The sequence below is a fragment of the Streptomyces cinereospinus genome, assembly GCF_042430725.1.
GTDB lineage: Bacteria > Actinomycetota > Actinomycetes > Streptomycetales > Streptomycetaceae > Streptomyces > Streptomyces cinereospinus.
Map to the genome: position 1 here is coordinate 68852 of NZ_JBHMCY010000021.1, position 18243 is coordinate 87094.

At 73.6% G+C, this 18243-nt stretch carries 10 protein-coding genes and 1 pseudogene; 8 read left to right on the forward strand and 3 right to left on the reverse strand.

All coding sequences use genetic code 11. The features are described from left to right. Window positions 1–58 precede the first annotated feature (58 nt). From ACFF45_RS13745 to moeZ, 6 genes and pseudogenes are all read left to right on the forward strand, one after another. Window positions 59–1345: a DUF3152 domain-containing protein gene (locus ACFF45_RS13745; protein ID WP_446697133.1), complete on the forward strand. Its 1287-nt coding sequence runs from the start codon at window positions 59–61 to the stop codon at window positions 1343–1345. 211 nt (window positions 1346–1556) lie between these two features. After that, the gene (locus ACFF45_RS13750) at window positions 1557–3344 is read left to right on the forward strand and encodes a DUF3492 domain-containing protein (RefSeq protein WP_381346081.1); all 1788 of its coding nucleotides are present in this window, start codon (window positions 1557–1559) and stop codon (window positions 3342–3344) included. Further along, window positions 3341–4558: a hypothetical protein gene (locus ACFF45_RS13755; protein WP_381346082.1), complete on the forward strand. Its 1218-nt coding sequence runs from the start codon at window positions 3341–3343 to the stop codon at window positions 4556–4558. The genes ACFF45_RS13750 and ACFF45_RS13755 overlap by 4 nt, the downstream gene beginning before the upstream one ends. Window positions 4559–4683: 125 nt before the next feature. Then, entirely contained in the window at window positions 4684–5769 is a 1086-nt protein-coding gene (locus ACFF45_RS13760) for an SDR family oxidoreductase (RefSeq protein WP_381346084.1), read from the forward strand. After that, window positions 5757–6263: pseudogene (locus tag ACFF45_RS13765) on the forward strand (putative glycoside hydrolase). The gene ACFF45_RS13760 and the pseudogene ACFF45_RS13765 overlap by 13 nt, the downstream one beginning before the upstream one ends. A 63-nt stretch (window positions 6264–6326) precedes the next feature. Further along, window positions 6327–7505, forward strand: a complete 1179-nt coding sequence (gene moeZ, locus ACFF45_RS13770) for an adenylyltransferase/sulfurtransferase MoeZ (protein WP_381346086.1) — start codon at window positions 6327–6329, stop codon at window positions 7503–7505. Window positions 7506–7570: 65 nt separating this feature from the next. Here the strand turns inward: moeZ and ACFF45_RS13775 are convergent, their stop codons facing one another. From ACFF45_RS13775 to ACFF45_RS13785, 3 genes are all read right to left on the reverse strand, one after another. Next, window positions 7571–9118: an alpha/beta hydrolase gene (locus ACFF45_RS13775; RefSeq protein ID WP_381346088.1), complete on the reverse strand. Its 1548-nt coding sequence runs from the start codon at window positions 9116–9118 to the stop codon at window positions 7571–7573. A 200-nt stretch (window positions 9119–9318) separates the two neighbouring features. Then, window positions 9319–10863, reverse strand: coding sequence for an alpha/beta hydrolase (locus ACFF45_RS13780; RefSeq protein WP_381346090.1), 1545 nt, complete (start codon window positions 10861–10863; stop codon window positions 9319–9321). A gap of 204 nt (window positions 10864–11067) precedes the next feature. Continuing rightward, on the reverse strand, window positions 11068–13845 hold the full coding sequence (locus ACFF45_RS13785; protein WP_381346092.1) for a lysylphosphatidylglycerol synthase domain-containing protein: 2778 nt from the start codon (window positions 13843–13845) through the stop codon (window positions 11068–11070). Between the two features lie 186 nt (window positions 13846–14031). Between ACFF45_RS13785 and ACFF45_RS13790 the strand changes: the two genes are divergently transcribed. Both ACFF45_RS13790 and ACFF45_RS13795 read left to right on the forward strand, forming a co-directional pair. Continuing rightward, on the forward strand, window positions 14032–14418 hold the full coding sequence (locus ACFF45_RS13790; RefSeq protein WP_381346094.1) for an MGMT family protein: 387 nt from the start codon (window positions 14032–14034) through the stop codon (window positions 14416–14418). Between the two features lie 257 nt (window positions 14419–14675). After that, complete coding sequence (locus ACFF45_RS13795) at window positions 14676–18227, forward strand: ATP-dependent helicase (RefSeq protein ID WP_381346096.1); 3552 nt, start codon at window positions 14676–14678, stop codon at window positions 18225–18227. Window positions 18228–18243 lie beyond the last annotated feature (16 nt).

Below are 18243 nucleotides of genomic sequence, written 5' to 3' on the forward strand. Positions count from 1 at the left end.
CCGTTTGCCGGACGGGACTCCGGTGCACGGGTTTCCCCGTTTGCCGGACGGGACTCCGGTGCACGGGTTTCCCCGTTTGCCGGACGGGACTCCGGCGCAAGGAGTCCCCCGCTTTGCCAGCAGTGCCCCCGCGCGCGGGGCGTCCCGTGTGCCCGAGGGGACGCCCGCCCACGGCTTCCCGCGGTTGCCGGACGGCACCCCGGCGCACGGGGTGCCGCAACTGCCCGGCGGCACCCCCGCCCACGGCACTCACCAGGTCCGCGGTGGCCATCCCGAGCAGCGTGAACGCGGGGGCGGCTGGGGTGAGTTCACAGGGCGCACGATGGCGGGAGCCGGCGCACCGGTGTTTCCCCGCCAGCGGCAGGCGCCCCCCGGGCCACGCCAGGACTACCTCGACGCGTTCGACGAACAGGACGACGTCCTCGTACACCGTGCCCCGGCGCCCCCCGCCGCCCCGCATGCCTCCGTCACCGCCGGGGACGCGGAAGCCGGCCCGGCCGACGAGGCACCCCCGGCCGGCGAGCCCGCGTCGTCCAAGGGCGGCAAGGGCCGCGCCTTCGCCGGTATCGCGGCCGTCGCGGTGACCACCGTGCTGGCCGTGATCGTCGCCGGGCAGGTCACCGGACGGGGCGAGGACGGTGCCGTGGAGTCGCAGTCCGCCGCCGACCGCGGCAGGGACGTCCGGGGCTCCGCGTCACGCGGGGACGGCCGGCCGACGCCGTCGGGTACGCCGAGCGCACGCCCCCTGACGTACGGGCAGAAGATGGACCGCACGTACCCGCTGAGCGCGACGCTCGACGGCTCGGGGAAGTTCGACGCGATCACCGGTATCGACAAGGCGCCGGGGACGGGGCAGAAGTACACCTACCGGGTGGACGTGGAGCAGGGGCTCGGTCTCGACGGTGAGCTCTTCGCGCAGGCCGTGCAGAAGACGCTGAACGACGACCGCAGTTGGGCGCACAACGGCGGCCGCACCTTCGAGCGCATCCACTCCGGCCGACCCGACTTCGTGATCACGCTCGCCAGCCCCGGCACCACCGCCGACTGGTGCGCCAAGTCGGGCCTGGACACCACGGTCGACAACGTCTCCTGCGACTCCGCCGCCACCGAGCGCGTCATGATCAACGCCTATCGCTGGGCGCAGGGTTCGGAGACGTACGGCGACCAGATCCACGCCTACCGGCAGATGCTGATCAACCACGAGATCGGCCACCGCCTCGGCTACTCCCACGTCACCTGCGACACGTCCGGCGAGCTGGCGCCCGTCATGCAGCAGCAGACCAAGTTCCTGGAGCACGACGGCATCCGGTGCGAGGCGAACCCCTGGCCGTATCCCCGGAGTTGACCCGGCCGGCGTGGCCGTGACGGTCCGTGCGCACGTGAGCTCCTAGCGCGACGGAACGTGTCCCGCACGGGAAAGTTACCGTCGTTCACCCCTTTTGGTGGTGCGACGGACAACCGTCCGTCGCACCACCGGCTTGTCCGCATACGTTCTTTCCCGCTGCGAGCCGTCGGCCCAACGGCGGCTCCCCTAACGGAAGATCGGGGGTGTGATCGTGCGCATAGGACTCCTCACGGAGGGTGGCTATCCGTACGTGAGCGGTGACGCGAGTCCCTGGTGCGACCGGCTCGTGCGCGGGCTCGCGCAGCACGAATTCGACGTGTACGCGCTCAGCCGCAGCGAGCGCCAGGAGGACGACGGCCTGCTCGCGCTGCCGCCCCAGGTCCGCCAGGTCCGCACGGCGCCGCTGTGGACGGCCGAGGACGACGGGGTCGCGTACGGCCGCCGCGCGCGCCGGCGGTTCGCCGAGTGCTACGGGGAACTGACGGCCGTACTGTGCTCCACGGCGGGCAGGCCGGTCGCTGCGGCGGGCAGGCCGGTCGCTGCGGCGGGCAGGCCGGTCCCTGTGGTGGACGGGCCGGTCGCTGCGGTGGACGGGTCGCTTGCGGTGACGGGCGGGTCGGCCACTGTGGCGGACCGTTTCGCCAGCGCCCTCTACGGCCTCGCCGAACTCGCCCGCGAGGAGGGCGGCCTGGTGGGTGCCCTGCGCTCCGAGACCGCCGTACGCGCGTTGGAACGCGCCTGCCGTGCCCCGGGCGCCCTCCGCGCGGCGCACGAGGCGCGCGTACCCGACCTGCTCACCGTCGCCGCGCACCTGGAGCACGCCCTGCGCCCCCTCTCGCTCGACTGGTACGAGGACGACGGGCTCGGCTCGGCCGACCTGTGCCACGCGACGTCGGGCGGCGCGGCCGCCCTGCCCGGCCTGCTGGCCCGGCACTTCGCCGGCGTACCCCTGCTGGTCACCGAGTACGGGGTGCGGCTGCGCACGCACTACCTCACTACCACCGACGCCCCGCCCGCCGTACGGTCCCTGCTCGCCGCCTTCCACCACAGGCTCGCCGCGGAGAGCTACCGGCAGGCCGCGTACGTCACGCCCGGCGACGCCCACGCCCGCCGCTGGCAGGAGCGCTGCGGCGCCGACCGGGCGAAGCTGCGCACGGTCTACCCCGGCATGGACGCCGGTCCCTTCGCCGAGGTGGGGGAGTCCCCGGAGCGCGCGGCCCCCGACACCCTGGTCTGGGTCGGCCGGGTCGAACCGGCCAAGGACCTGGTCTCACTCCTCCACGCCCTCGCGGAGATCCGCCGGGACGAACCGGGCACCCGCCTGCGCGTCGTCGGCGCCCCCACCGGCCCCGAGGGTGCCGGCTACCTGGCCCATTGCAGGGCGCTGGCCGCCCAGCTCTTCCCCGACGAGGCCGACGGCCCGCACGCGGTCGGCGACAACCCCGTCTCCTTCGAGGAGACCGGCGGCCCGGAGTGCCCGGCCCCGGCCGACGCCTACGCGTCCGGCGCCGTGATCGTCCTCTCCAGCGTCGTGGAGGGCTTCCCGGTCAGTCTCGTCGAGGCCATGTTCTGCGGGCGGGCGACAGTGTCGACGGACGCCGGCGCGGTGGTGGAGGTCATCGGCGGCACGGGGCTCGTGGTGCCCCCGCGCAACCCCCGGGCGCTCGCCGAGGCGTGCGTGGCGTTGCTGCGTGACCCCGAGCGCCGCGAGCGTCTGGGCGCCGCCGCGCGCGCCCGCGCCCTCGAACTGTTCACCGTCGAGCAGAACATCGCGGCACTCCACGGCCTTTACCTGGAGATCGTCTCGCGCTGCCCCGCCCGCCGCACGGCCTACGGCGACACCGGCGACCCCCTCCCCTTCGCGGTCCCCGCCGAGGCCCACCTCCCGGGCCGCTGGACCGCCGCGAGCCGCACGGTGGCCCGCAGCGGCCCGGGCTGGGCAGCCGGTCCGCCCGTGCGCGCCACCACCGGCGTCCCCGCGGCGAAGGCAGCCCGATGACCGACATCCACAAAGCCGGCCTCCCCGGCACCCCGAGCAGCCCCGGTGCCTGGGACGCCCGCTCCGAGCAGTGCCTCGCGGCGGTGCCGCCGGCCGGTCCCGCTCCCCGGCGCGCCCCGCGCCGGGGACCGGCCGACCCGGTGAAAACCCTGATGCACCACCACCGTGGACTGTGTGAACGCGCGGTGGACCCGCTGGAGATCGCGGCGGGCCTGGAGGCCCAGGGCATCACCGACCGCACCGCCGCCCGCTTCCGTCACAAGGACGTCTTCTCCCTGGCCGAGGAGATGTACGCCCGGGTCCCCCGCGGCAACGACACCCTCCCCGTCACCACCCCCGCACCCCTCACCGAGCCCCGCCCCGGCACCGGCCGGCTCCTTCGCGCGCTCCTCCCCGGCGCGGCCGCGGCCGCGACCGTGGCCGCCCTCCACCTCACCCACGGCCGGGCCCGGCTCCTCGCGGTCGGCGCGGGCACCGCGGCGGTCGCCCTCGCCCTGCGCGCGGCCCTGACCCGAGGCCCCCAGAGCACCGGCAACCTCGTCCGCACCCTCACCACCCCCCTCTGGGTCTGCTGGCTCCTCGCCTACGCCGCGCTGGGCGACGGTCTTCTGAAGGCGGCCGCGTCCGGAGGCCCCGAGACCTTACCGACCATCGCACCGGGCGGCCCCTGGCCCGTCAGCATGGTCCCGCTCCTCGCCCTCACCGCCTCGTGCGCCCCCGCCGCCTGGCTCGCCCACCACTTCACCGCGCGAGCCCGCCGCACCCTGTCGACCAGCCGGACCCTGCGGGAGTTCGCGGCAGCGGTCCGCCCCCTGCTCCTGGGGACCTTCGCCCTCTGCCTGGCGGCGGTGGCGGCCCTGCTCACCCTCGCCGCGGCCCTGCTGCGCGAACCCGCCCCCTACCCCCAGGCCCTCACCCTGGCCGCACTCTTCGTCCTGGCCCGCCTCCTCGCCGTCCACGGCTTCACCCATGCCTCCGCCGTGATGCTCACGGCGACGGCCACAGCCCAGGCCACCGCGCTGGCCACCCTCTTCGCGGGCCGCCTCCCGCACTGCGGGTTCCTGGCCACCCCCGTCCGGGCCCTCACCGATACCTGGGGCCCGGCCGCCGTCCCCACTCTGACCTGCGGAGCAGCCGCGCTCACCCTCCTGATCCACGCCACCCGCACACTGCCCCGCGCCTCGGCGCACGCCAGAACGGCCGGCGGGTGGTGACCGGCCGGACGGCCGCGTAGGCCGCATCCGCCGACGCGCCGCAGGCCACCGCAGACCCCCCACCCGTAAGGAGACCCCCAGATGACAACCTCCCGACCCGCCGAGCCGGCCCCGGGAGCCGCCCGATGAGAGTCCTGCTGATCGGAGCCAACGGCTACCTCGGCCGCTTCGTCGCCGACCGCCTCCTCGCCGACCCGGCGGTCCAACTCACCGCCCTCGGCCGCGGCGACGACGCCGACGTCCGCTTCGACCTCGCCTCCGGCAGCCCCGGCGCCCTCACCCGCTTCCTGGACGCCGTCCACCCCGGCGTGGTCATCAACTGCGCCGGCACCACCCGGGGCGGTGCCCGCGAACTCACCCGCCACAACACCGTCGCCGTGGCCACGGTCTGCGAGGCCCTGCGCCGCAGCGGCTGCGGCGCCCGCCTGGTCCAGATCGGCTGCGCCGCCGAGTACGGCCCCAGCCAGCCGGGCTCCTCCACCGCCGAGGACGCCGTCCCCCGCCCCGGCGGCCCCTACGGCGTCAGCAAGCTCGCCGCCACCGAACTCGTCCTCGGCTCCGGCCTGGACGCCGTGGTCCTGCGGGTCTTCTCACCCGCCGGTCCCGGCACCCCCGCCGGCTCCCCCCTCGGCCGCCTCGCCGAGGCCATGCGCCGCGCCATGCAGACCGGCGACGGCGAACTCAAACTCGGCGGCCTCGGCGCCCAACGCGACTTCGTCGACGTACGCGACGTGGCCCGCGCCGTGCACGCCGCCTCGCTCTCCGCCGCCCAGGGCGTCATCAACATCGGCTCCGGTCGTGCCGTCCGGCTCCGCGACGCCGCAGCGATCCTCGCCCGCGTGGCCGGCTACGGCGGCGCCCTGCACGAACTCGACGGCCCGCCGGGCGCCCCGCGCCCCGCCATCGGCCACCCCCGCCCCGAGCACCTGGCCCATCCGAGGACCGCGGACCTGGGCCACCGGGCCGACCCGGACCCCGCACCCCACGCCACCTACACCCACGGCACCCACACCTCCGCCCACACCGGCCACGCGGCCCACACCCCGCCCTCGATCCACACCAGCCCCGCCGCCTACCCCTACCCGGACGGCTGCGGCACCTGGCAGCAGGCCGACGTCCGCACCGCCCGCGACCGCCTCGGCTGGCGCCCCCGCATCAACCTGGAGGAGTCCCTCGCGGACATCTGGATGGAGGCGGCATGCCGTATCTGACCAGGAGACAGGCGAGAAAGTCCGGGACCGGCGTCCACACCGGCTCAAGTGTCCCCGGCCCGGCCCACCCCCACCTCGCCCCCACCGAGTGGGGCGAGCTCGCCCGCCACGGCGCCGCCCTGCACCGGGTCGTCCTGAACGTCGCCGGCGGCCCCGGCGCCCTCCCCGATCCGCACTGCCTGGAGGCGGCCGGCCGACTCAGCGACCACCGCTGGTCGCAGGCGGCCGAGCGGACCGCCGGCCACCGGCCCGAGCGCCTCTGCCCACTTGCTGCACGGCCTGCCCCGCGGCCATCTGGCCGAGGTCTCTTGCGCATCGCCCGTCGGCAGGGCGCGGCGACCCTCTGGTTCACCGACCGCGCCCGTCACTTCACCGACCGCGCCCGTCACTTCACCGATCGCTTCGATCGCGGTGGCCGCAGGGACCCCTGGGAGACCATGCCCGGCTACTGGGACGACACCGTCTCGCGTGTCGGAACAGGTGTCTCGGAATGAAAAAGGCCGTGGCAGTGTTACGGGGAGAACAACCGTAGTGATTGACCGACCAACGGAGTCCCCGTGTCGCTGCCACCCCTGGTCGAGCCGGCCCCCGAGCTCACCGTAGACGAGGTCCGCAGGTACTCCCGCCACCTGATCATCCCCGACGTCGGGATGGACGGGCAGAAGCGGCTGAAGAACGCCAAGGTGCTCTGTGTCGGCGCCGGCGGCCTGGGCTCGCCGGCCCTGATGTACCTGGCCGCGGCGGGCGTCGGCACGCTCGGCATCGTGGAGTTCGACGAGGTCGACGAGTCCAACCTGCAGCGCCAGATCATCCACAGCCAGGCGGACATCGGCCGCTCCAAGGCCGAGTCGGCCCGCGACAGCGTGCTCGGCATCAACCCGTACGTGAACGTCGTCCTGCACGAAGAGCGGCTCGAGGCCGACAACGTGATGGACATCTTCAGCCAGTACGACCTGATCGTCGACGGTACGGACAACTTCGCGACCCGCTACCTGGTCAACGACGCCTGCGTGCTGCTGAACAAGCCGTACGTCTGGGGTTCGATCTACCGCTTCGACGGCCAGGCCTCCGTGTTCTGGTCCGAGCACGGCCCCTGCTACCGCTGCCTCTACCCGGAGCCCCCGCCCCCCGGCATGGTCCCCTCCTGCGCCGAGGGCGGCGTGCTCGGCGTGCTGTGCGCGTCGATCGGCTCCATCCAGGTCACCGAGGCCATCAAGGTCCTGACCGGCACGGGTGAGCCGCTGGTCGGCCGCCTGATGATCTACGACGCCCTGGAGATGCAGTACCGCCAGGTCAAGGTCCGCAAGGACCCCAACTGCGCGGTCTGCGGCGAGAACCCCACCGTCACCGAGCTCATCGACTACGAGGCCTTCTGCGGCGTCGTCTCCGAGGAGGCCCAGGCGGCGGCCGCCGACTCGACGATCACTCCCAAGCAGCTCAAGGAGTGGATCGACGACGGCGAGAACATCGACATCATCGACGTGCGCGAGATCAACGAGTACGAGATCGTGTCGATCCCGGGTGCCCGGCTGATCCCGAAGAACGAGTTCCTCATGGGCGCCGCCCTGGAGAGCCTCCCGCAGGACAAGAAGATCGTCTTGCACTGCAAGACGGGCGTCCGCAGTGCGGAAGTCCTGGCGGTCCTGAAGTCCGCGGGCTTCTCCGACGCCGTCCACGTGGGCGGTGGCGTCATCGGCTGGGTCAACCAGATCGAGCCGCACAAGCCGGTCTACTGATCCGGCTCGGCCTCCCGTCCGGCGGGGGCTCCACGCGCCTCGGGTGCGTGCAGGCCCCGCCGGCGTCATGAGCAGACCTTGCCGTCCTTCGGCACCGTGCCGTCCAGCAGGTAGGCGTCGACCGTGGAGTCGACGCAGTCGCTGCCGCTCGCGTAGGCACCGTGACCGGAGCCCTTCCAGGTGAGCATCACGCCGACGCCCCGGCCCAGCTCGTCCGCCATCCTGCGGGCGCCCTCGTACGGTGTCGCCGGGTCGCCCGTGGTGCCCACCACGAGGATGGGCGCCGCCCCCGGGGCGCTCACCTCGGGCGTGTCGAACTGTCCGGGCACCGGCCACTGGTGGCACCAGCCCGCCGTGTCCCAGCCGAGGAACGGTCCGAACACCGGTGAGATCTCCTCGAACTCCGGCAGCAGCTGCTTCGCCTGCTCGGGCGTGGGCCGCTGCTTGTCGTCCAGGCACGATATGACCCGTTGCGAATGGGTCGTCGTGGTGTAGTGGCCCGAGCCGTCGCGCTCGTTGTACATGTCGGCGAGCTCCAGCAGCGTGGAGCCGTCGCCCTGTTCGGCGGCCTTGAGGGCGTTGGTGAGGGTGGGCCAGAACGACTCCCGGTACAGCGATTGGACGATGCCGATGACGGCGAGCGTCTGCGTCAGCTTCCGGTCGGTCGACGTCGCCAGCGGCTCCGCGTCGATCCGCTGCAGCAGGTCCGCGACCTTCCGGGTGCCCTGTGCCGGGTCCTGGCCGGTCGACTCCAGGTAGTCGTCCAGCGCGCGCTGGAAGCCCAGGGTCTGGTTCCTGGCGTGGCCCACCGCGTCGGCGCTCGGGTCGACGACCGCGTCCAGCACCAGCCGGCCCACGTTCTGTGGGAAGAGGTGGGCGTAGACGCCGCCGAGCTCGGTGCCGTACGAGATGCCGAAGTAGTGCGTCTTCGCGTCGCCGAGGACCTGCCGCATCAGATCCATGTCGCGGGCGGTGTCGGTGGTCGACACATGGGCCACCAGCTCGCCGGCCGACTCCACGCAGCCCTTGCCGAAGTCGGCGGCGTCCCGGAAGTAGGCCGTCTCCTCGGCCGACGTGTCCGGACTGACGTCCACGGCCTCGGCGGCCTCTATCTCCTCGTCGCCGCGGCAGCGGATGCTCCCGCTGGCGCCCACCCCGCGCGGATCCCAGCTCACGAGGTCGTAGCGCTCGTGGAGGGCCGAGACGGAGGAGGCGTAGGCCGGCAGAGTCGACACTCCGGAGCCGCCGGGGCCGCCGAAGTTGAACAGCAGCGAGCCGATGCGGTCGTCTCCGGTGGCCGCTGTGCGGATCAGGGCCAGGTCGATCGTCTCGCCCTCCGGCTTCGCCCAGTCCAGTGGGGCCTTGAGCGTCGCGCACCGCCACTCGTCCCCCGGCGCTGGCACGCCGTCGGTGCCCTCGCAGACGCCCCAGTCCAGCGTCTGGCCGGTGAGCGACGCGGGCAGCTGCGACGCCGAACCGCCGGAGGATCCGGTCGTGGCCGGCGCGGAGGTCCCCTTGCCGTTGCCGAACGAGTCGCCGGACGAGCCGCCGCACCCCGCCGCCAGAAGCCCGGCGGCGACGGTCAGCGCCGTCCACCGTACGAAGCGTGCCATGATCGCCCCCCTGTTCAGGCCGTCCGTCCTCGATCGCGCACGGCTGTCCGGCCATGGTAGGCCGATCGCCGCGAACCCGGCGGAGCCTGTGGATAACCTTTTGACCTGCGACTTCGTCGCGAGATATCGCTCGTTACTGCCGCTCGTTACTGCCGCTCGTGCCTGCCGCTCGTGCCGGTCGCTCGGTACTGCCCCTCGCGTCAGGAGCAGACGGTTCCGGCGCTCGGTGTCCTCCCCTCCAGCAGATAGCCGTTCACCGCTGACTGCACGCACCGGTTCTTGCTGTCGTAGGCGCCGTGCCCCTGGCCTTTGTACGTCAGTTCCACGCCGACCCCCTCGCCCAGCGCCTGGACCATCCTGCGCGCACCCTCGTACGGCGTGGCCGGGTCGCCCGTGTTGCCCACGACCAGGATCGGGGCCGAACCGGGTGCGCTGACGTCCGGGTGGTCCGCGGCGCCGGGCACCGCCCAGTCGGTGCAGCTGATCATGCTCCAGGCCAGGAAGTCGCCGAACAGCGGCGAGGCGGCCCGGAACTCGGGCAGCTTCCGCTCCACGTCCTCGGTGGTGTACCGCGGCTTGTCGTCGGCGCAGTTGATGGACACGTTGGCCGCGGTGAGGTTGCTGTACTCGCCGTTCTGGTTGCGGCCGTTCAACGAGTCCGACAGCAGCATCAGGATCTCGCCGCTCCCGTCGTACGCCTGTTCAAGGCCCTCGGTGAGGTACTCCCAGAAGTCCTGCGAGTACAGGGCCTGGGCGATGCCGCTGGTGGCGGCGGTCTGGGTCAGCTCGCGGGGGAAGATTCCGGGGATCGGCTCGCTGTCCAGGTCCTTGAGCAGCTGGGCGATGCGGTCCTCGACGTCCTGCGCGCTGCTGCCGACCGGGCAGTCCTCCTCCTGGGACACGCAGTGCCGGGCGTAGTTGTCGAGCGCGAGCTGGAAGCCCTCGGCCTGCCCGAGCGAGCCCTGTTCGCTGTTCTGCGTGGGGTCGACCACGGCGTCGAACACCGCCCGGCCGACCTTCTCCGGGAACAGGTGCGCGTAGACGCCGCCGAGTTCGGTGCCGTAGGAGATGCCGAAGTAGTGAAGCCTGTCGTCGCCGAGCACCTGGCGCATCAGGTCCATGTCACGGGCCGCGTCGGTGGTGCGCACATGCGGCAGCATCTTCTCGGACTTCTTCTCGCAGGCAGCGTTGAACTCCTTGACGCTGTCGACGTACTCGGTGCGCTCGGCGGCGTCGTCGGGGGTGGCGTCCTGCTGGAAGTAGGCGTCGAGCTGCTGGTCGTTCTCGCACCACACCCCGGCGCTGCGGCCGACCCCGCGCGGGTCGAAGCTGACCAGGTCGTAGCGGGTGCGCAGCTTCGCGTAGTCCTCGCCGAACGCGGGCAGCGTGGTGACGCCCGAACCGCCGGGCCCGCCGAAGTTGAAGATCAGCGAGCCGATGCGCTGGTCCGCCGCGCCGCTGGCCCTGGCCCGGATCAGCGCGATGTCGATGGTGTCGCCCTCGGGGGCGTCCCAGTCGAGCGGCGCCTTCATGCCGGCGCACTGCCACTCGTCGCCGTCCGGCAGGGGAGAGGGGGCGTCGCCACCGCCCTGCGCCTGGGACGGCGCCGGGCAGTCCTTCCAGGTCAGCTTCTGGGCCGTCAGGTCCTGGCCCCCGGAGTCGCCGCCGCACCCGGCCAGCGCGGCGGACAGCAGTGCGGCGGTGGCGGTGAGGGCGGCGGCGCGCAGCCGGGAAGGATTCGGCATGCATCCATCCTGCGCCCGCGGGCGGCGGGGCGCTCGGGACGCGGGCCGTACGAGGTACGCGCGCGGGGACTCGACCAGGGGAGGGCTCGCCTCAGGGCCGGGTTCGTCCCGTGCGGGACGCCGCCGGACGTCACATGGTGGCGCCCGCAGCGATGCCCGCCGCGGTGCTGGCGGCCATGCTCGCCGGCATGCCCACCGTGATGCCTACAGCGCGCCCTTCCGCGTCAGGTGGGTGAAGGCCAGCCACCCGGGCAGCACCGGCAGCCAGAGCGTCAGCAGCCGGAAGAGCAGCACGGCGGGGGCGGCGACCTCGCTGGGCAGGCCGACGGCGATCAGACCGACGGTCAGGGTCGCCTCGACGGCCCCCACACCGCCCGGCGTGGGTGCGGCGGAGCCGAGCGCGTTGCCCGCCAGGAAGACCACGGCCACGCTGGCCAGGCTGATCGAGCTGGTCTCGTCGCCGAAGGCGCGGATCGAGGCGTCCAGGCACATCACGAAGCAGGCGGTGAGCAGCAGCATGCCGCCGATGCCGGTGACCAGCTTCTGCGGCCGCTGGAGTACGTCGAGCATGCGCGGCACGACACCGGCGAACAGCGACCGCACGCGCGTGGCGACGAACTTGCGCAGGAACGGCACCGAGGTCACCACGAGCACCAGTACCGCCACGGTCAGCAGGCCCGCGATGACCGTCCGGGACGGCGACAGGGACGGGGTCTTCTCGGTGCCGGTCAGATAGCCGAAGGCCAGCAGCATCAGGATGTGGCAGCCGAGCCCGAACAGCTGTGACGCGCCGACGCTGGCCACGGCGAGCCCGGGCCGTACGCCCGAGCGCTGGAGGAAGCGCGTGTTCAGCGCGACGCCGCCCACCGCGGCCGGTGCCACGATCTTCACGAACGACCCGGCGACCTGCGCCGCCACGGTCCGCGGGAACGGTACCCGTTCGGGCACGAAGCCCAGCAGGGCCATCGCGGCGGCCACGTAGCTGAGCGCCGAGAACAGCACGGCCGCGATGACCCAGCCCCACTCGGCGTTGGCCACGAGCGGCCCGAACTCGATGTGCGTGAGCTGGGTGAGCAGGAAGTACCCGCCGATCGCGCCGGCGATGAAACTGATCAGCGTGCGCGGCCGCACCCGCTCCAGGCGGGCCGGCTCGACCGGTGCCTGCGGCCGGATGCGCAGCACCTGGTGCCGGATCTGTGTGAGCGGATCTTCCTCCCGTGCCTCGTCCAGAGCCTCGTCCATGGCCCGCTTCTCGGCCCTGCTCTGCGCGCGTACGGCCTTCTTGTCGGGCTTGTCGAGGACGGCTTCGGCGTCGCCCCCGGCCGCCTCCGCGCGGGCCGGCCTGGCCTGCCGGGACGCCTCCAGGACTGCCTCGCGCTCCCGCTCCGCCCGCTCTCGGGCCAGCCGCCGCAGCGTCGCGCGCGTGGAGCGCGTCAACGCGATGGGCTGGAGCATCGGCAGACAGTCGGCCACCGCGTCCGGGCCGAGCACCTCCACGGCGGAGGCCACCGCGCGCTCGGCGCCGACCCGCAGCGCGAGGGTCGTCATCAGCTGCGCGACATCCATGCGCAGCAGCAGGTCACCGGCCGCGATCTCGCCGCCGCGCAGGTCGGTGAGGATCACCGTGCCGGAACGATCCACCAGGATGGCGTCTCCCGCCAGCCTGCGGTGCGCGATGCGCCGCGACTGCAGCGCGCGCACCTGGTGCCAGGTGCTGCGCAGCAGCTCGTCGGTGATCTCCTCGTCGGGCAGCGAGTCGAGGGTGTGGCCGCCGGTGTGCTCGTAGACGAGCATCACGGCGTCGGGGCCGAGTTCCGAGGTGGCGATCAGCTTGGGCGCGTTGGCGCCCGCCCCGATCGCCGCGTACGCCAGCAGGGCCTCCTGCTCCAGTGCCTGCCGCAGCGACTGGAGGCTGCGCCGGGTGGCGAAGCCGCGCAGGGTGAGGTTGCGCCACACCCGGTAGAAGAATCCCTGCGCCTGCTGTTCCCGGTCGACGACCGTGACGTCCAGGGGCGGGCCGTCCTCCAGGGTGACGAAGTACCGCCGGCCGCGGTCGCCGGCGTCCGCGGCGTCCAGGGTGTCCTCGCGGGCCGCGCTCACCGGGCGGAAGCCGACCGTCCGCAGGCCCGCCATCAGCGTCCGGCCGGTCGGGCGGACGTTGGGCGAGCCGACCGCGTACAGCGTGCCGTAGGCCACGGTCCAGCCGATCAGCACCGTCAGGATGATCGAGAACGGTGTCGTGTAACCGGTGACCAGCATCGAGAAGGCGTCCAGGAGCAGCACGATCCACAGCACCGCGCGCCAGCGGGGCCTGCGGGACATGCCGACGGCCGTCATGTACGCGATGACCGGGGCCAGGTAGCCGTGCACCGGGTCGGTCAGGGCGCTGATGTCACCGGGGGAGGGCTGGGTGAGGGCCTCCTGGATCGAGTCGGGGGCGGCCCGGGCGACCCACAGGTCGGTGGCGAGCGTCACCCCGTGGGCGAGGACCGCCGCGAGCACGCCGTCGGCGATGCGCAGCCCGTCCCGCTTGATCAGCCGCTCGATCGCGAACGCGACCGGCACCAGCAGGATCGCGATGCTGGACGCCAGCCCCGCGATCTTGATGAGCAGGTCGGGTGCCTGGCCGGTGCCTTTGGTGATGTCCTGTTCGAGGCCCGAGGTGGTGCCGTGCGCGAACGCGGCGATGGCGAGCAGCACCACGATCGCGAGCACGCCCACCATGAGCCGCATCAGGTCGGAGGGGCGGTGCACGCGCGCGGGGAGGAGCGGCTCGTCGCCCTCGACCTCGTCGGTGTGGTGCTCACCCGAGTCGTCCCCGGTGCCCCGGCCGGCCGTGCTGCCGGCGTCCGCGGCGGTCCCGGGCGCGGCCGGCTCCCCGGCCTTCCTCATCCTCGCCTCGCCCCCGTCGGCGGTGTGCGGGCGCGGCGAGGCATCAGGGGTGCTCTCCGCGTCCTCGGGATGCACACCCTGCTGCTTCATCGTCTCTTCTTGGTCTCGTATCACCAGTCACCGCCCGCACGATGGTGGCATGCTCCACCGACACACGGGGGCATCAGGGTGCAAACGCGGGGGCGGACAGTCCGTCCGAAGCGCTGCCGCGGGACGAGGGTCACGCACAGTGGTGAGCGCGTCGCACTGTCGGAGGCATGCGGCAGGATGGGACGAATGAGCGAGGACAGCCTTCCTGGGGACGCCCGCCCGGAGTGCACGCAGGACCTGCCGGAGTACGCCGGGCGGGTGCTGGACGTCGCCGACATGATCCCGGCGGGGCGCGTCATGACGTACGGGGACGTCGCCGAATGGCTGGAGGAGGGCGGCCCGCGCCAGGTCGGCCGGGTGATGGCCCTCTACGGCAGCGCCGTCCCCTGGTGGCGCGTGGTGCGCGCGGACGGCGTCCTGCTCCCGGGGCACGAGCTGGAGGCGCTCGGCCACTACCGCGCGGAGGGCACGCCCCTGAAGGAGGCGGCCCGCACGGCCGAGGGCCACCTGCCGCGCGTCGACATCGGACGCGCGCGGTGGGACGGCGGCGGACACCCGGAGGCTCACACCTGACAGCTTCCGCCATCGGACGCGTCCGCAGGTGACCTGTGATCCGTACGAGGGAAACGGGGCACATCCGTGGCATGACGTACGTTCGTGGTGCAAGGGACATGCGGGCCCAGTGAGCCGCACGGGAAGAAGCGGAAGCCCTGCTTCCGTCCGACCCGTCGGCGTAGCGTCGGCTGCACGTGTCCCCCTCACCCCGCCGCCACCGCCCGCCACGCAGGGCGGTCGGCACACCAGCACACCCACCAGGACCGGCGAACCACGTGAGCTCCTCTTCCTCCACCAGGCGCCTGTCGCACCACCCGGTGCGACAGGGGGACCGTGGCGCTTACCGACTGGTGCGTACCCCGCCGGAACGATCGGACCCCCCTCGTCTGGACGCGACACAGCGCGCCGTGGTTGACCATGGGGCCGGACCGCTGCTCGTCCTCGCCGGTCCCGGCACCGGCAAGACCACCACCCTGGTGGAGTCCGTCGCGGCCCGCATCGCGCGCGGCGCGGACCCCGAACGGATCCTGGTGCTGACGTTCAGCCGCAAGGCGGCCGTAGAGCTGCGCGACCGGATGGCGCTGCGCGTCGGAGCGGCGCGCGCACCCCGGGCGACCACCTTCCACTCGTACTGCTACGCCCTGGTCCGCGCCCAGCAGGACAGCGCCCTGTTCGTCGAGCCGCTGCGGCTGCTGTCCGGCCCGGAGCAGGACGTCGCCGTCCGTGAGCTGCTGGCCGGCCAGCCCGACCTGGAGCGGCTGGGCCTGGCGCACGTGCGCTGGCCGGACGAGCTGCGCGCCTGCCTGACCACCCGCGGCTTCGCCGACGAGGTCCGCGCGGTGCTCGCCCGCAGCCGTGAACTGGGCCTGGGTCCGGACGCCCTGGACGCCTTCGCCGGCCGCATCGGCCGCCCCGACTGGCGCGCCGCCGCCGCGTTCCTCGCCGAGTACCTCGACGTCCTCGACCTGCAGGGCGTCCTCGACTACGCCGAACTGGTCCACCGCGCGGTGCTCCTCGCCCGCCGCCCCGAGGTCGCGGCCCAGCTCGCCGCGCGCTACGACGCCGTCTTCGTGGACGAGTACCAGGACACCGACGCCGCCCAGGTGCGCCTGCTGCACGCCCTGGCCGGCGACGGCCGCACCCTGGTCGCCTTCGGTGACCCCGACCAGTCGATCTACGCCTTCCGGGGCGCGGACGTGAACGGCATCCTGGACTTCCCCCGCGCCTTCCCGCGCGCGGACGGCCGCCCGGCCCCCGTCGAGGTCCTGCGGACCTCCCGGCGTTCCTCCGCCGCCCTGCTGGCCGCGACCCGGCTGCTGACCCAGCGCATGCCGCTCACCCGGCTCCCGGCCGACAAGGTGCGCGCCCACCGCGAGCTGACCCCGGTACGGGAGGGCGGCCGCGTGGAGGTCTACACGTACCCGACGCCCGGGACCGAGCTCGACAACATCGCCGACATTCTGCGCCGGGCCCATCTGGAGGACGGCGTGCCGTGGGGCGGGATGGCGGTCCTGGTTCGCGCCGGATCCCGCACGATCCCGGCCGTCCGCCGCGCCCTGACGGCCGCCGGGGTGCCCTTGGACATCGACGGCGACGATGTGCCGCTGCGCCACGAGCCGGCGGTGGCACCGCTGCTGACGGCACTGCGGGCGGTGGCCGCGGCGGAGGCGGGGTGGCGCCCCCGAGAGGCTTCTGATCGGGTCGGGGCTGAGGCCGGGGACGTGCCGGCCGAGGCCTCGAGGGCGGACATATCCACTGGAAGTGGGAGCCTTGTCGGCGGGGACACCGAAAGTGGGAGCCTTGTCGGCGGGGACACCGAAAGCGGAGTCCTGCTCGGCGAGAACGCCGAAGGCGGGAACCCTTCCGGTGGTGACGCCGAAGGCGGGATTCCTTCCGGCCGGGACGTCGCGAACGGCAGCCCTTCCGGCGGTGACGGGCCCGAGCGGGCGGCGTGCTGGCTCGACACCGAGACCGCGCTCACTCTCCTGACCTCACCGCTCGGCGGCATGGACGCCGCCGACCTGCGCCGGCTCGGGCGGGCGCTGCGGGAGGAGGAGCGGGCGGCGGGCGATCCCGTGCCGCCGCCGTCCGACGAACTGCTCGCTCGGGCGCTCGCCGAACCCGAGCGCCTGGTGGCGCACGACCCGGCGTACGCGCGCGGCGCCCAGCGCCTCGGCGCGTTGTTGCGCAAGGCGCGCGAGCGGCTCGCCGGCGGTGGTACGGCCGAGGAGGCGCTGTGGGACCTCTGGGAGGGCACGCCGTGGCCCGCGCGCCTGGAGCGGACCGCCCGCCGGGGCGGTGCCGCCGGACGGAACGCGGACCGCGACGCGGACGCCGTGTGCGCGCTGTTCGCGACGGCGGCCCGCGCGGAGGAGCGCACCGGTGGCCGCGGCGCGCTGAACTTCCTGGAGGAATTGGAGGCCGAGGACATCGCCGCCGACACCCTGGCGGGGCGGGCCGTGCGGCCGGACGCGGTGCGCCTGATGACCGCGCACCGGTCCAAGGGGCTGGAGTGGCGCCTGGTCGTCGTGGCGGGCGTTCAGGAGGGCCTGTGGCCGGACCTGCGCCGCCGCGGCTCCCTGCTGGAGGCCGACCGTATCGGCCGCGACGGGCTCGCCGAACCGCTCACCCCGGGAGCGCTCCTCGCCGAAGAGCGCCGCCTGTTCTACGTCGCCGCCACGCGCGCGCGAGAACGCCTCGTCGTCACCGCGGTCAAGGCCCCGGCCGACGACGGCGACCAGCCCTCCCGCTTCCTGACCGAGCTCGGCGTCGAGCCCAGGGACGTCACCGGCCGGCCGAGCCGACCGCTGTCCGTCGCCGCGCTCGTCGCCGAGTTGCGCGCCACGACCGTCGACCCGCGCGCGTCGGACGCGCTCAGAGAGGCCGCCGCCCGCCGGCTGGCCCGGCTCGCCGCGCTCGCCGACGAGGACGGCCGCCCGCTGGTCCCGTCCGCGCACCCCTACCGCTGGTGGGGCATGTTCGAGCCGACCGAGTCCAAGGTGCCGCTGCGCAACCGCGACCAGCCCGTCGTGCTGTCGGGCAGCGCCCTGGACCAGCTCGCCAACACCTGCGCCCTGCAGTGGTTCCTCGGCCGCGAGGTGAAGGCCGACGCGCCCGCCACCGCCGCCCAGGGCTTCGGCAACGTGGTGCACGTCCTCGCCGACGAGGTCGCCTCCGGGCGCACCCCCGCCGACCTCGACGTCCTCATGGAACGCCTCGACTCGGTGTGGGACGCGCTCGCCTTCGACGCGCCGTGGAAGTCGACCCAGGAGAAGGAGCACGCGCGCGTGGCGCTCGAACGCTTCCTGCGGTGGCACGTCATGGACCGCACGGGACGCACGCCGGTGGCGAGCGAGCACGACTTCGACGTCACCCTCGGAGCGGGCGACTACGAGGTGCGCATCCGCGGCTCCATGGACCGGGTCGAGGCGGACGGCGACGGACGCGCGTACGTCGTCGACTTCAAGACCGGCAAGCAGGCTCCCAGCGCCGCCGAGGTGGCCCGTCATCCCCAGCTGGCCGTCTACCAGCTGGCGGTGCGGGAGGGGGCCGTGGACGAGGCGTTCGACGGCGTGCGCCCCGAGCCGGGCGGCGCCGAACTAGTCCAGCTCCGTCAGGGCGCCGCCAAGCGCGACGGCGGCGAGACCCTGCCCAAGGTGCAGGCCCAGCAGCCGCTGGAGGGGGAGTGGGTCGGCGAGCTGCTCGCGACGGCGGCCGGCAAGGTGCTCGACGAACGCTTCACGCCGACCACCGGCCAGCACTGCGCCCACTGTGCCTTCCGGGCGTCCTGCAGCGCCCGCCCCGAGGGACGCCATGTGGTCGAGTGACATACGGCACCATACG

Bases quoted from the DNA above. Each gene is read 5' to 3' on its own strand.
- ACFF45_RS13755 (WP_381346082.1), top strand. From the start codon at position 3,341: ATGACCGACATCCACAAAGCCGGCCTCCCCGGCACCCCGAGCAGCCCC.
- ACFF45_RS13760 (WP_381346084.1), top strand. From the start codon at position 4,684: ATGAGAGTCCTGCTGATCGGAGCCAACGGCTACCTCGGCCGCTTCGTC.
- ACFF45_RS13775 (WP_381346088.1), bottom strand. From the start codon at position 9,118: ATGGCACGCTTCGTACGGTGGACGGCGCTGACCGTCGCCGCCGGGCTT.
- ACFF45_RS13780 (WP_381346090.1), bottom strand. From the start codon at position 10,863: ATGCCGAATCCTTCCCGGCTGCGCGCCGCCGCCCTCACCGCCACCGCC.
- ACFF45_RS13785 (WP_381346092.1), bottom strand. From the start codon at position 13,845: ATGAAGCAGCAGGGTGTGCATCCCGAGGACGCGGAGAGCACCCCTGAT.
- ACFF45_RS13790 (WP_381346094.1), top strand. From the start codon at position 14,032: ATGAGCGAGGACAGCCTTCCTGGGGACGCCCGCCCGGAGTGCACGCAG.